At 66.6% G+C, this 13615-nt stretch carries 10 protein-coding genes; 8 read left to right on the forward strand and 2 right to left on the reverse strand.

All coding sequences use genetic code 11. From position 1 onward, the window contains the following. The first annotated feature begins 155 nt into the window (after positions 1-155). The 4 genes from Q0Q36_RS08895 to Q0Q36_RS08910 all read left to right on the forward strand — a co-directional run bounded on the left by Q0Q36_RS08895 (position 156) and on the right by Q0Q36_RS08910 (position 6160). Positions 156-1943 (forward strand): acyl-CoA dehydrogenase C-terminal domain-containing protein, encoded by a 1788-nt coding sequence (locus tag Q0Q36_RS08895; protein ID WP_293797443.1) that lies wholly within the window; start codon positions 156-158, stop codon positions 1941-1943. Positions 1944-2083: 140 nt separating this feature from the next. Beyond that, positions 2084-3292 (forward strand): acetyl-CoA C-acetyltransferase, encoded by a 1209-nt coding sequence (locus Q0Q36_RS08900; protein ID WP_293797445.1) that lies wholly within the window; start codon positions 2084-2086, stop codon positions 3290-3292. A 157-nt stretch (positions 3293-3449) separates the two neighbouring features. Beyond that, complete coding sequence (locus tag Q0Q36_RS08905) at positions 3450-5651, forward strand: 3-hydroxyacyl-CoA dehydrogenase NAD-binding domain-containing protein (protein ID WP_293797446.1); 2202 nt, start codon at positions 3450-3452, stop codon at positions 5649-5651. Positions 5652-5665: 14 nt separating this feature from the next. Then, positions 5666-6160, forward strand: coding sequence for a peptide deformylase (locus Q0Q36_RS08910; protein ID WP_293797447.1), 495 nt, complete (start codon positions 5666-5668; stop codon positions 6158-6160). Positions 6161-6603: 443 nt separating this feature from the next. On the opposite strand, the gene Q0Q36_RS08915 is transcribed toward Q0Q36_RS08910, so the two are convergent. Further along, positions 6604-7944 (reverse strand): aspartate aminotransferase family protein, encoded by a 1341-nt coding sequence (locus tag Q0Q36_RS08915; RefSeq protein WP_293797448.1) that lies wholly within the window; start codon positions 7942-7944, stop codon positions 6604-6606. Between the two features lie 178 nt (positions 7945-8122). On the opposite strand from Q0Q36_RS08915, the gene Q0Q36_RS08920 reads away from it, so the two are divergent. From Q0Q36_RS08920 to Q0Q36_RS08930, 3 genes are all read left to right on the forward strand, one after another. Next, on the forward strand, positions 8123-9877 hold the full coding sequence (locus Q0Q36_RS08920; RefSeq protein WP_293797449.1) for a hypothetical protein: 1755 nt from the start codon (positions 8123-8125) through the stop codon (positions 9875-9877). Between the two features lie 134 nt (positions 9878-10011). Next, positions 10012-11529: an EAL domain-containing protein gene (locus Q0Q36_RS08925; protein ID WP_293797450.1), complete on the forward strand. Its 1518-nt coding sequence runs from the start codon at positions 10012-10014 to the stop codon at positions 11527-11529. 101 nt (positions 11530-11630) lie between these two features. Then, the gene (locus tag Q0Q36_RS08930) at positions 11631-12527 is read left to right on the forward strand and encodes a TIGR01459 family HAD-type hydrolase (RefSeq protein ID WP_293797451.1); all 897 of its coding nucleotides are present in this window, start codon (positions 11631-11633) and stop codon (positions 12525-12527) included. A 6-nt stretch (positions 12528-12533) separates the two neighbouring features. On the opposite strand, the gene Q0Q36_RS08935 is transcribed toward Q0Q36_RS08930, so the two are convergent. Further along, a complete protein-coding gene (locus Q0Q36_RS08935; RefSeq protein WP_257732403.1) occupies positions 12534-12920 on the reverse strand; it encodes a response regulator in 387 nt (128 codons plus the stop codon). 226 nt (positions 12921-13146) lie between these two features. Here Q0Q36_RS08935 and Q0Q36_RS08940 point away from each other — a divergent pair, with 226 nt between their 5' ends. Next, positions 13147-13602, forward strand: a complete 456-nt coding sequence (locus Q0Q36_RS08940) for a MaoC family dehydratase (protein WP_293797452.1) — start codon at positions 13147-13149, stop codon at positions 13600-13602. Positions 13603-13615: the final 13 nt, after the last annotated feature.

A 13615-nucleotide genomic window follows, 5' to 3' on the forward strand; every position in this document is an offset into this window, starting at 1 on the left:
GGGTTTTTTTCATGCGCTGCGCCACATCTCTCTGTCGCATGGCCGACAAAATCGCATCGCCACAGTTGCAACTTCATCAAGATTGTTTATATGTGAACTATCTTGATGCGGCGATAGCGATCAGGCGCCGCCTTTGCGACGAGAGGGAGGATCCGATGCCGGTCTACAAGGCACCCGTCGACGACACGCTTTTCCTGCTCAACGACGTCTTCAATATCGAGCGCTACAACAATCTGCCGGGTTTCGCCGACGCGTCCGCGGACGTGATTGAAGCCGTGCTCGGTGAGGGCGCCAAGCTCTGCGAGGAGGTCCTTCAGCCGATCAACTATTCCGGCGACCAGGAAGGCTGCACTCGCCACGCGGACGGCCGCGTCACCACGCCGAAGGGCTTCAAGGAAGCCTATCGGGCTTATGCCGGAGGCGGCTGGATCGGCCTTGCCATGGATCCGGAATATGGCGGCCAGGGCCTGCCCTACACGCTCGGCGCCGTGATGAACGAATATGCCTCGGCCGCGAACATGGCCTTCGCGATGTATCCGGGCCTGACCATGGGCGCGATCGCCGCGCTCTATGTCCATGGCTCCGACGAGATCAAGCAGACCTATCTGCCGAAGATGATCGACGGCACCTGGTCGGGCACGATGAACCTGACCGAGCCGCATTGCGGCACCGATCTCGGCCTGCTCAAGACCAAGGCCGTGCCGAATGGCGACGGCTCCTATGCCATCTCCGGCACCAAGATCTTCATCTCGGCCGGCGAGCAGGACATCACCGGGAACATCATCCATCTCGTGCTCGCCCGCATCGAGGGCGCGCCGGCCGGTGTGAAGGGCATTTCGCTCTTCGTCGTGCCGCGCAACAAGCTGGGCGAAGACGGCTCGGTCGGCGCCAATAACGGCGTCTCCTGCGGCTCGATCGAGCACAAGATGGGCATCCACGGCAACGCGACCTGCGTCATGAACTATGACGGCGCGCAGGGCTGGCTGGTCGGGGCCGAGAACAAGGGCCTCAACGCCATGTTCGTGATGATGAACGAGGCCCGACTCGGCGTCGCGATCCAGGGCCTGGCCCAGTCCGAGGTCGCCTACCAGAACGCCGTCGCCTATGCGAAGGAGCGTCTGCAAGGCCGCGCGCTGACCGGCGCCAAGGAGCCGGCCAAGCCGGCCGATCCGATCATCGTCCATCCCGACGTGCGCCGCACGCTGATGTCGATCAAGGCCTTCAACGAGGCCGCCCGCGCCTTCGTGCTCTGGAACGCTCTGAAATCCGACATCGCCCATCGCTCCGGCGATGCGGCCGAGCGCCAGGCGGCCGACGACCAGCTCGGTTTGATGACGCCGGTGCTCAAGGGCGTGCTCACCGATATCGGCTTCGACAACGCCGTGAAGGCGCAGCAGATGTTCGGCGGCCATGGCTATATCGCCGAGACCGGCGTCGAGCAGTTCGTCCGCGATGCCCGCATCGCCATGATCTATGAAGGCGCCAACGGCGTGCAGGCGATGGATCTCGTCGGCCGCAAGCTCGGCCGCGACGGTGGCCGCGGCATCATGGCCTTCTTCAACGAGGTCGGCGGCTTCCTGAAGGAGAACGCTGAGGACGAGGCGCTGAAGCCGCTGCTCGGGCCGCTCCAGGTCTCGCTCGGCCATCTCCAGCAAGCGGCGATGTGGTTCATGAACAACGCGCTCGCCAAGCCGGACAATGCCGGTGCCGGCGCCAGCGACTTCATGCACCTGCTTGGTCTCGTCTCCCTCGGTTACATGTGGGTGAAGATGGCCAAGGCCGCGCAGGAGAAGCTCAAGGCCGGCGCCGACGAGCGGATGAGCGGCAAGCTGGTTACGGCCCGCTTCTTCATGGAGCGCACCTTGCCGGAAACCGCCGCCCATCTGGCGCGCATCACCTCCGGCGCCGACACGACCATGGCGCTCAGCGTCGAGCAGTTCTGATCGAGTAACCGTCATGTCCGGGCTCGCCCCGGGCATCTCTTGATGAGTTCGCTGGATAGGAAGATGGTCGGTTCAAGCCCGGCCACGACGTCCGGCACGACAACAAGCCGCCGGTCGCGGCAGGCCAGGGAGATCCCTCGATGGCAGACGCATTCATCTACGACCACGTCCGGACGCCGCGCGGCAAGGGCAAGGCCGACGGCTCGCTTCACGAAGTAACCGCGATCGAGCTCGGCACCCAGGCTCTGCGCGCGATCAAGGACCGCAACGATCTCGATCCGCTCCTCGTCGAGGACGTGGTGATGGGCTGCGTCGACCCGGTCGGCGAGGCCGGCGCCGACATCGCCCGCACCGTCGCGCTCAAGGCCGGCTACGGCAAGGAAGTGCCGGGCGTGCAGATCAACCGCTTCTGCGCCTCGGGTCTCGATGCGGTGAACCTCGCCGCGGCGCAGGTCATGTCCGGCCAGAAGGAGATGGCGATCGGCGGCGGCGTCGAGTCGATGTCGCGCGTCGGCATGGGCGCGTCCGGCTTCGGCATCGCGGTCGACCCAAGCGTCGCGATCGACACCTATTTCATGCCGCAGGGCGTCGCGGCCGACCTGATCGCGACCAAGTACGGCTTCTCGCGTGACGATGTCGATGGCTTCGCCGTGCGCTCGCACCAGCGCGCCGCCCGAGCCTGGACGGAGGGCCGCTTCAAGAACTCGGTGATCCCCGTCACCGACGTCAACGGCCTCGTCATCCTCGACCATGACGAGACGATCCGCCCGAGCACCGACATGCAGGCACTGGCCGCGCTCAAGGCTTCCTTCGTCCAGATGGGCGAGATGGGCGGCTTCGATGCGGTCGCGACAGCGGCGCACCCGGATGTCGAGTTCGTCAACCACGTCCACCATGCCGGCAATTCCTCGGGCATCGTCGATGGCGCGGCCGCCGTGCTTGTCGGCTCGAAGAAGGCTGGCAAGGTCGCCGGCCTGAAGCCGCGCGCCCGCATCAAGGCCTTCGCCACGGTCGGCTCCGATCTCGCGCTGATGCTGACCGGCCCGGTCGACGTCACCGAGCGCGTGCTGAAGAAGGCCGGCATGTCGATTGGGGATATCGACCTCTTCGAATTGAACGAAGCCTTTTCCTCGGTCGTGCTGCGCTACCAGCAGGCGCTCGATATCGACGACGCCATTCTCAACGTCAACGGCGGCGCCATCGCCATGGGCCATCCGCTCGGCGCGACCGGCGCAATGGTGCTCGGCACCGTGCTCGACGAATTGGAGCGTCAGGACAAGCAGACCGCGCTGGTGACGCTCTGCGTCGCCGTCGGCATGGGCGTCGCCACCATCATCGAGCGGGTGTGACAGGCGTCATCCCGTGCGCGCTGCGGCACGCAGTGCCGCTGCGCAGACACGGGACCGCGTGACGAGAGAACGCCCGAACACCGCCTTTTCCTGATGACGATCCCGGATCGCCGCGATGCGGCGTCCGGGATGACCCGACCCACCGGAGGGACCGTCCATGAACCTCACCAATTTCCGCTTCGAGGCCGACGCCGACGGCATCGCCGTCGCGACCTGGGACATGCCCGGCCGCTCGATGAACGTCATCACCCCCGAGGTGATGGAAGAGCTCAACCAGATCGTCGACAAGGTCGCGGGCGATGAAGCCATCAAGGGCTGCGTCATCACCTCCGGCAAGGAGAGCTTCTCCGGCGGCGCCGACCTGACCATGCTCCAGGGCCTGCGCGACCTCTATGTGAAGCTCGCCAAGGAGAAGGGCGAGGCGGTCGCGATGCAGAGCTTCTTCGACGAGAGTCGCAAGCTCTCGCTGCTCTATCGCAAGCTCGAAACCTGCGGAAAACCCTTCGCTGCCGCGATCCACGGCGTCTGCCTCGGCGGCGCCTTCGAGCTCTCGCTCTCCTGCCAGTACCGCGTCGTCTCGGACGATGCTTCGACCCGCGTCGGCCTGCCCGAGATCAAGGTCGGTCTCTTCCCCGGCGCCGGCGGCACCCAGCGCGTGGCCCGCCTGATGCAGACCGGCGACGCGCTCCAGATGATGTTCAAGGGCGAGCAGGTGAAGCCCCTGCCGGCGCGCAATATGGGCCTCGTCCATGCTGTCGCCCCGCGCGCCGACATCGTCCAGAACGCCAAGGACTGGCTCAAGGCCAATCCGCAGGCGACGCAGCCCTGGGACCAGAAGGGCTTCAAGCTGCCCTCCAACAAAGTGCACTCGCCGGCTGGCATGCAGATCTGGCCGCCGGCCAACGCGATCTATCGCCGCGAGACCAACGACAACTATCCGGCCGCCCGCGCCATCCTCTCGGCGGTCTATGAGGGGCTGCAGCTCCCGATCGATCTCGGCCTCAAGGTCGAGAGCCGCTACTTCGCCAAGATCCTCCGGACGAAGGAGGCGGCCTCGATGATCCGCTCGCTCTTCGTCTCGATGCAGGAATTGAACAAGGGCGCCCGTCGCCCGGCTGACGTGCCGCCTTCGAAGCTCAAGAAGGTCGGCGTTATCGGCGCCGGCTTCATGGGCGCCGGCATCGCCTATGTCACGGCCAATGCCGGCCTTGAGGTCGTGCTGGTCGACAGGGACATCGAGGCTGCCGAGAAGGGCAAGGCCTATTCGCACAAGCTGGTCTCCGACCAGATTATGAAGGGCCGCGCCAAGACCGCCGACCGCGACGCGCTGCTCGGCCGCATCAAGGCCTCGGCCGATTATGCCGATCTCAAGGGTTGCGACCTGATCGTCGAGGCCGTCTTCGAGGACCCGAAGGTCAAGGCCGAGGTCATCGCCAAGGTCGAGGCCGTGGTCGGCCCGCGCACGATCTTCGGCTCCAACACCTCGACGCTGCCGATCACCGGCCTTGCCCAAACCAGCCAGCGGCCGAAGAACTTCATAGGCATCCATTTCTTCTCGCCGGTCGAGAAGATGCTGCTGGTCGAGGTCATCATGGCCAGGAAGACCGGCAAGAAGGCGCTCGCCATGGCGCTGGACTTCGTCCGCGCCATCAAAAAGACGCCGATCGTCGTGAATGACACGCGGGGCTTCTATGCTAATCGCTGCGTCGGCAACTACATCCGCGAAGGCCATCTGATGCTGATGGAAGGCGTGCCGCCGGCGATGATCGAGGCTGCGGGCAAGCAGGCCGGCATGCCGGTTGGGCCGCTCTCGCTCAATGACGAGGTCGCGGTCGATCTCGCCTACAAGGTGCTGAAGGCGACCAAGGCTCAGCTCGGCGAGGGCGCCGTCGATCCGGCGCAGGAGAAGCTGCTCGCCGACATGGTCGAGAAGCATGGCCGCCTCGGCCGCAAGAACCGCAAGGGCTTCTACGACTATCCGGAAGCCGGGCCGAAGCGGCTCTGGCCGGGCCTTGCCGATCTGGTCGGCAAGCGGCTCGATCCCGACAGCGTCGATATGGAGGAGCTGAAGCACCGCCTCCTGGTGACGCAGGCTCTGGAAGCCGCGAAGACCTATGAGGAAGGCGTCGTCACCGATCCGCGCGAGGCCGATGTCGGCTCGATCATCGGCTTCGGTTTCGCGCCTTACTCGGGCGGCACGCTCTCCTATATCGACAATATGGGCGCGGCTGCCTTCGTGAAGCTCTGCGAGAAGCTGGCCAAGGCTCATGGCGAGCGCTTCAAGCCGAACCGCCTGCTGAAGCGCATGGCCAAGACCGGCGAGAGCTTCTACGGCCCGGCGGAGAAGAAGGCGGCCTGAGCGGGCGGGCCGTCATGGCCCTCCGGCCGATCCTGCGCTTTCCCGACCCGCGCCTGCGCGTGGCCGCCACCGCGGTCACGCGCTTCGATGCCGATCTGCGCGAGCTTGCCGCCGATTTGCTCGACACGATGCGGGCGGCGCCAGGCATCGGCATCACCGCGCCGCATATCGGCGTGTCGCTGCGGTTGGTCGTGCTGGAGCTGACACCGGGCGACGTCCGGACCTACGCCAATCCGGTACTGGACGGCGTCTCGCGAGAGACCATCCGTCATGTCGAGGGCAGCGTCTCGATGCCCGGCGCCACCGACGAGCTGGAACGGCACGCCCATGTCCGCGTGCGCTATCACGATCTCGACGGCGTGGAGCAGGTCGAGGAGGCGAACGGCCTGCTCGCCGTCTGCCACCAGCACGAGATCGACCAGCTGGACGGCATCTTCTGGATCGATCGCCTGTCGCGGCTCAAACGCGACAGGCTGATCGCGCGGTATAACAAGCTGCGGCGCGGTTGAGCGCTGGCAAGCTTCTGCTGCCTTCGCCCGGATATCGTCCGGGCGTCTGGGGCTCGCGGTATCTGTTTCCGATGGTTCGACGGTGAGGAGCAGGCAGATGCATATGGCGATGGTGATCGGCGGTGGCGTCGTGTTGCTCGGTCTGTTCCTGCTCTTCGGCAAGCTGTGGGGCGGAGCTCAGCCGGATTACGGTCTCGCGGCCAAGCTTTTCGTGCCGGCTTGGCTTGCAGTCACCTTGGTCAACATGTGGGTCGGGTCACCAAGGCAGGCTACTCCGTGCGCGAGGAATTGCCGATCCTCGTTCTGGTCTTCGCCGTGCCGGCCTTGCTCGCTCTGCTGATCGCCTGGCGCGTCGCGCGCTGACACATGCACGAAGGGCCGCCTCCCCAACGGAGGCAGCCCTTCGGCCTTGGGTTGCTGAGGGCACCAGCGCCTTTATACGGCTAGTGCGCCACAGACCGGATCACCCGGCGCAGCTTGCCGATCAGTTCGTCCAGCTGCGACTCCGTGATGATCAGCGGCGGCGAGAAGGCGATCGTGTCGGCCGCGGTGCGGATCATCAGCCCTTCCTCGTGGAAGGCACGCTCGATCACCTCGTAGCCGCGCTTGCCGGGGCCTTCCGCGCGTGGGGCGAGGTCGACGGCGCCAACCATGCCGAGCGTGCGGATGTCGACGACGTTCGGCTCCCCCTTCAGGCTCATCACGGCGTCGGCCCAGGCGCCTTCCATCGCGCGCGCCCGCTCGAACAGGCCTTCGTCGCGATAGATGTCGAGCGAGGCGAGCGCGGCGGCAGCCGCCAGCGGATGGCCCGAATAGGTATAGCCGTGGAACAGCTCGATGACGTTGTCCGGGCCGCCCATGAAGGCGTCGTAGATATGCTTGCGCACGATCACGCCGCCCATCGGCACGGTGCCTGAGGTCACGCCCTTGGCGAAGGTGATCATGTCGGGGATCACGCCGTAGCGCTCGGCGGCGAAGGCGAAGCCCAGCCGCCCGAACCCGGTGATGACCTCGTCGAAGATCAAGAGGATGCCGTGCTTGTCGCAGATCTCGCGCAGGCGCTTGAGATAGCCCTTCGGCGGCGGCAGCGCGCCGGTCGAGCCCGCCATCGGCTCCACGATCACGGCGGCGATGGTGGAGGCGTCGTGCAGCGCGACGATGCGTTCGAGGTCATCGGCGAAATGCGCGCCGTATTCCGGCTCGCCCTTGCTGAAGGCCTGCTTCTCGCGATCATAGGTATGGGCGAGATGGTCGACGCCGGTGAGCAGCGAGCCGAAGAACTTGCGGTTGTTCGACATGCCGCCAACCGAGATGCCGCCGAAACCGACGCCATGATAGCCGCGCTCGCGGCCGATCAGGCGGGTCTTGGCGGCCTTTCCCGAGACGTTCCAGTAGGCGAGCGCGATCTTGAGCGCCGAGTCGGCCGCTTCCGAGCCCGAGCCCGCGAAGAAGACATGGTCGAGGTCGCCCGGCGCCAGCGCCGCGATCCGCGCCGCGGCGGCGAAGACCTTGGGATGGCCGTACTGGAAGGACGGGGCGTAATCGAGGTCGCGCGCCTGCGCCTGGATCGCCTGGATGATCGGCTCGCGGGCATGGCCGGCATTGCAGCACCAGAGGCCCGCGGTGCCATCCATGACCGGCTTGTTGTCCGGCGTGTAGTAGAACATGCCCTCGGCCCGGGCGACCATGCGCGGGTTCTTCTTGAACGACCGGTTCGCCGTGAACGGCATCCAGTAGGCTTCGAGGTCGTTCGGCGTGGCGATGGCGGAGGATGCTGACGTCATGCGAAGGCCCCTGTGGATTAACCTTGGTGGAAGCTAGCAGGAGCCACGGGCCTGTAAATCGCCATCATGGCGCCCCAAGGCTGCGTTCGGTGGATGGCGGCTCGTAGCCGCCTGCAGATGACCTTAGGTCGCCAATGGCGTAAACTCCCCCCGAGGGGCGCAGATCGAACGGACCCCGATGGCGGAAAGCGCAGACGATCCTGGACGGCTGGACGTACGGGCGGCGGCGATCATCCGCGCAGGGCTCGATCGCGTCCTTGTCTCGGATGCCTTTCGTGCCGCCCCGCAGCTCTCCGCATTCCTGAGCTTCGTCGTCGAACGCACGGTCGATGGCCGTGCGGCCGAACTCAAGGGCTACACGATCGCGGTCGAGGGGCTCGGACGTCCCGCCGATTTCAACCCCCAGCTCGACCCCATCGTCCGCGTCGAGGCCGGGCGGTTGAGACGGGCATTGGCGCAATATTACGCCAGCGAAGGCCGCGACGACCCCGTGCAGATTTCGATGCCGGTCGGCGGCTATGTCCCGGTCTTCACATGGTTCGGCGGGGAGGGGAACCGGGGCATCCTCGAGGCCACGGACGAGGCGCCAGAGCCGGATCGGCGCGCCGCGCGCCGCTGGACCGGGTTGACCGTTGTCGCTCTGGCGCTAGGTCTGCTCGCACTCGGCTGGTGGTATCTGGCGCCGACGCGCGGGCCAATGATGTCGCAGGCGCCGAAGCCCGCCGTGGTGGAGCAGGCCGCGGGTGCGCGGCCCGAGGCGGCGGGGCTTCGCCTCGTGCAGGTCGCCATCACCATTCCCAGCCCGCCTTCCGATCCAAAGCTCTCCGCGGTGCTTCAGCGTTTCTCTGCGCTGCTCGTCGATGCGATGGCGCGGTTTGACGACATCGTGACGATCAAGGCACCGCTCCCCGGCGCGATCCTTGCCGATGAGGTCGATTACGTCATCGAGATCGACGCGCAGGGGCTCGACAGCGGAGCGGTAGGGCTTGCCCGCCTGCGCTTCGTTCGGGACGGGAGAATTGTCTGGACGACATCATCGAGCCGTTCCTCGCTCGCAACGCTGCAGGAAAGTGATCTCGCCGATATGGCGCGGCGGCTGGCGACGCGGTTGGCCGAGCCCTTCGGCATCATTCCCGCGGATGCGCGCCAGTTCGTATCGTCTCCCGCCACCCGCTGCATCTTGAAGGCCTTCGATGCCCGCCGTTCCATGGTGCCCGAGATGCATCTGGCGGCGCGGCTCTGCCTGTCGCAGCTGGTCGAGCAGGATCCGGGCTTCTACCCGGCCTGGGCTCACCTCGCGATCATGACGCTGGGCGAGCACGCCGGTCCGGCTCAGCAGGACAATGCCCAGCCGGACGATGCGGATCATCAACGGCGGCCGCTCGACCGCGCGCTCGCCGCCGCGTTGACGGCGATCCGACTCGCGCCGTCCGGCGCGCGGGCCTATCAGGCATTGATGAAGGTGCTGGTGCTGCGCGGCGCGACCGACGACGCGATCCAGATGGCCCGCGAGGCACAGGCCCGGAACCCCTATGATCCGGATATCCTGGCGGATGTCGGCTCTTTATATGTCCGGCTCGATCGCGCGCCCGAAGGCTTGCCGCTGCTGGAGCGCGCGATCTCGCTCAGCGTCGCTCGCCCGGCACGCTATGATTTCTATGCGTATCTCGGCGGATATCTGGTCGGCGCGGGCAAGGCCTCGGAAAATTATGCCGCGATGCTGGCTGTGGATTCGAGCCCGCTCAGCCTCCTCGGCCAGGCGCTCGATGCTGCGGCCGATGCCGATGCCGACAGACGGGCAAAGGCTCTCGCGCTATTGAACGAGGCATCCCCGCTCTTCGCGCGGGACCCGCGCGCCTTTCTGGAGAGGCGCGGATTTGCCGTGTCGGTGGTCGACCGGATCCTGACTAAGCTCGGGCTGAACAAGCCGTAAGCCGCGGCGGCAGCGCCGGATGTGGCGGAACTGAGGCGGATCGCTCGCATAACCGCGCCGGCAAGGTTAATCTACGGCGTAAGACCGTGATTCGTTTCCCCATTCCGATTCCTTGACGTAGCGCGAACGCTGCCGTGGCACCTGCCCGCCTCAAAGCTCTGCATCCTCTCGCTGGCGCCGTGACCGGCCTGTCGGCCGGTGCTGCAGTCGCGATCCTGCTTCCCGGCGGTCTTGGCGCAGGCCTCGGTCTTCTGGCCGGCGGCGCCGGCTGCATGCTGGCGATGCGAGCCTTCGAGCGGCGCGGCTTGGCGCGCCACGAGCAGGCTATGGCGGGCCTCGGCGAGGTCAAGGTCCGGCTCGCCACCAATGCCATTCGCCTCGACGCCCTGTCGCAGCGCGTCGAGCAGATGCCGATGCGGGACGCCGATGCTGCGCCGGCGCGCGCTGCCATCCATGAGTTGACAGCGGAAGTCGGCCTGCTCGGAGACCTGATCCATCAGGTCGCGACGACGCTGGCCGACCATGAGAACGTTCTGGCGCGCTTGCCGGAGCCTGCCCCCGTCGCGCTTCCGGCTCCGACAGCGGCGCCCGAGGTCGTGCTCGACCCTGAAGCCGCGCGCCGGGCAAGGGCCGAGAAGCTCTCTGCCGAGCGCGCCGCTGCCGCCGCTGCCGCGCGAGAGGAGGCCGAGGCCGAGCGGGCTGCCCTGATCGGCAAGGCTCTGAGTGAGGGGCGTCTCGAGGTCCATCTCCAGCCGATCGTCTCGCTGCCGCAGCGCCGGACCAGCGGCTATGAGGCGCTGGCGCGCCTGCGGCTGGACGAGAGCACGCTCCTCCTGCCGCATGAATTCATCGAGACCGTCGAGACGCGCGGCTTCGGGCCGACGCTGGATGCGCTCGTCCTGACACGCGCCCTGGCGATCGCGCGCCATCTCGGTTCGAAGGATGGCGGCATCTTCGTCTCCTGCAATTTCAGCCGTGCGACCTGGAGCTCGTCGCGGGCGCTGGCGACTTTGACCCGCATCCTCGACAAATATCGCGACCATACCGCCCATCTGGTCATCGAGATGCCGCAAGCCGTCTTCCGCGAGCTCGATCCGACCAGCCTCGGCCTGCTTGGCGCCATGTCGGCAAATGGCGTGCGTTTCGCGCTCGACCAGCTGGTGGATTTGCGTCTCGATCCGCGCGCCCTGTTCGATCGCGGCATCCGCTTTGTGAAGGCGCCGGCCGCCTTGCTCCAGGCTCATGTCGAGGGGCGGGTCCAGAGCGATATCGATGCCGGTGACCTCGCGGCCTTGTTGGCTCGGATGTCGATCACGCTCGTCGCCGATCAGGTCGAGGACAATCCGGCCGCAGCCGACATGATCGAGCTCGGTGCCACGATGGGGCAGGGGCTGGCCTTCTCGCCGCCGCGCCCGGTCAAGCCCGAGGTCTTCGCCGAGCCGGAGCCTGCCACCGCTGCTGTAGCCGCTGCCGCGCCGTTACCGCCGCCTGTGCCGGCCGAAGCTGCGCGTCCGCCGCTGAATATCGTCGACCGGCTGCTTGGCCAGGACAGGCGTGTGCCGGCCCCGCCCGCGCCTCCGGAAGTTGCGCCGCAGGAAGCGCGTCCCGAGCGGCTGCCTTTCCGGGCTGTCCTGCGTCGCGCCAGCGCCTGACGCGCGACACTCTCCCGCACTCTCCGGTTCCGCTCCCGGCGAATCCCGTCTAGATCAGGCCTTCGAGAGGCGAAGCTTGCCCTTCGCTCATAGGGGGCATCGTGCTCCAGTTGCCGGAGATCGAGACAGTGTCGTCATCGGGGATCGCTTCCACCCTTCCGCTTGCGGGCTTCTCCGAGGTCGCGGATCGCTTCGATCTCTGCCTGTGCGATGTCTGGGGCGTCGTCCATAACGGCGTTGCCGCCTATCGCGACGCCGTCGCCGCGCTGATGCGGATGCGCCAGCATGGCATCAGCGTGGTGCTTGTCACCAACGCGCCGCGTCCGGCGGACGTGATCATCGGCCAGCTCGACGGTTTCGCCGTGCCGCGCGAGGCCTGGGACGCGATCGTGACATCGGGTGATGTCTGCCGCTCGCTGATCCGCGAGCGCGCCGGCCAACCGATGTATCGGCTCGGCCCCGATCGCGACCTCCCGTTGATCGCCGGGCTCGACGTGCGCGAGACCTCCCCCTACGAGGCGGCCTATGTGCTCTGCACGGGCCTGTTCGACGACGAGAAGGACACCGCGGCGAGCTATGCCGATCTGCTCGCCGGCTTCGCCAAGCGCGATTTGCCTCTGATCTGCGCCAATCCCGATCTCGTCGTCGAGCGTGGCGGGCGCATCATCCCCTGCGCGGGCTCGATCGCCCTGGCCTATGAGGAGATCGGCGGCCGGGTGATCTATGCCGGCAAGCCGCATCGGCCGATCTACGAGGCGGCGGTGGCGGCGGCCGAGAAGGCGCGCGGCGCCCCGATCGCCCGCGATAGGATCTGCGCGGTCGGCGATGCCATCCGTACCGACATCGCCGGTGCCGATGCCTTCGGTGCGGCCGGCATCATGGTGCTGGCCGGCATCCACGCTCAGGATCTGATGGAAGCGTCATGGGAGGAGCGTCACGGCTGGTTCGGCCGGCAGACGCATCGCCCGGCCTACGCGATGCCGCATCTGGTCTGGTGAAGCGGGTCAGGCCGCGGCGCAGACCGATTCGATCTTGGTCTTCAGCGTCTGCGCGTTGAACGGCTTGACGATATAGTTGCTGACGCCGGCCTTCTTCGCCGCGACGACGTTCTCGGTCTTCGACTCGGCGGTGACGATGATGAACGGCGTTTCCGACAGCGCCGTCTCCTCGCGGACCTTCTGGAGCAGCTCGAAGCCGCTCATCGGCTCCATGTTCCAGTCGGAGATCACGAGACCGTATTTCTTGTCGCGCATCTTCGAGATCGCAGCCGAGCCGTCCGAGGCATCGTCGACATTCTCGAAGCCGAGCTGCTTCAGCAGGTTCCGGATGATGCGGACCATCGTCTGGTAATCGTCGACGACGAGGATCGGCATGGACGGGTCGAGAGCCATTCTGATGCTCCAGGCATGACGGTCGCGGTGCTGGGAGATACCAGCGCCGTGCCGCTTGCTGAGTAGATAGCCGGCCCGCCTTGCGAACCGGTTAATCTGATTGCGAACTGACGCAAGGAGAGATGCGTGCGCCGCACCAAAGTCCAATTGCGCCGATGTTGCGGTTGCGAGATGCTTAACCGGATCGCAGACAGGAGGGCACAGGCCCACGGGCCGCGCGAAATCCATGACCGTTCAGCCGATGCCCGGCGGGCTCTACACTGTCCATGCCTTCGAGGATCTGGTCGTCGGCCGCAGCGAAAGCCTGATGCGGACCGTGATGGAGCGGGACATCGCGCTCTTCGCCGAACTCTCCGGCGACGCCAATCCGATCCATCTCAGCGACGATTTCGCTGCCACCACCAAATTCGGGCAGCGGATCGCCCATGGCATGCTGACGGCGAGCCTGGTCTCCGCCCTGCTCGGTACGCGCCTGCCGGGGCCGGGCGCGGTCTATCTCTCCCAGACCTTGACCTTTCTCGCGCCGGTCAAGATCGGCGATGTGGTCACCGCCCGCGTCGAGGTTGTCGAGCTCGTGGCCGAGCGCCGTAGGGCCCGTTTCTTCTGCGAATGCCTCGTCGACGGCAAGGCCGTGATGGAGGGCGAGGCCTGGGTCGCGATGCCGCCGAAGCCGCGCGGATGACGCTTCCCGCCGG

Source organism: uncultured Allobosea sp. (assembly GCF_945957345.1).
Taxonomy (GTDB): domain Bacteria; phylum Pseudomonadota; class Alphaproteobacteria; order Rhizobiales; family Beijerinckiaceae; genus Allobosea.

Coding starts and splice junctions, on each gene's coding strand:
- Q0Q36_RS08895 (WP_293797443.1), top strand. CDS start 156: ATGCCGGTCTACAAGGCACCCGTCGACGACACGCTTTTCCTGCTCAAC.
- Q0Q36_RS08900 (WP_293797445.1), top strand. CDS start 2,084: ATGGCAGACGCATTCATCTACGACCACGTCCGGACGCCGCGCGGCAAG.
- Q0Q36_RS08905 (WP_293797446.1), top strand. CDS start 3,450: ATGAACCTCACCAATTTCCGCTTCGAGGCCGACGCCGACGGCATCGCC.
- Q0Q36_RS08910 (WP_293797447.1), top strand. CDS start 5,666: ATGGCCCTCCGGCCGATCCTGCGCTTTCCCGACCCGCGCCTGCGCGTG.
- Q0Q36_RS08915 (WP_293797448.1), bottom strand. CDS start 7,944: ATGACGTCAGCATCCTCCGCCATCGCCACGCCGAACGACCTCGAAGCC.
- Q0Q36_RS08920 (WP_293797449.1), top strand. CDS start 8,123: ATGGCGGAAAGCGCAGACGATCCTGGACGGCTGGACGTACGGGCGGCG.
- Q0Q36_RS08935 (WP_257732403.1), bottom strand. CDS start 12,920: ATGGCTCTCGACCCGTCCATGCCGATCCTCGTCGTCGACGATTACCAG.
- Q0Q36_RS08940 (WP_293797452.1), top strand. CDS start 13,147: ATGACCGTTCAGCCGATGCCCGGCGGGCTCTACACTGTCCATGCCTTC.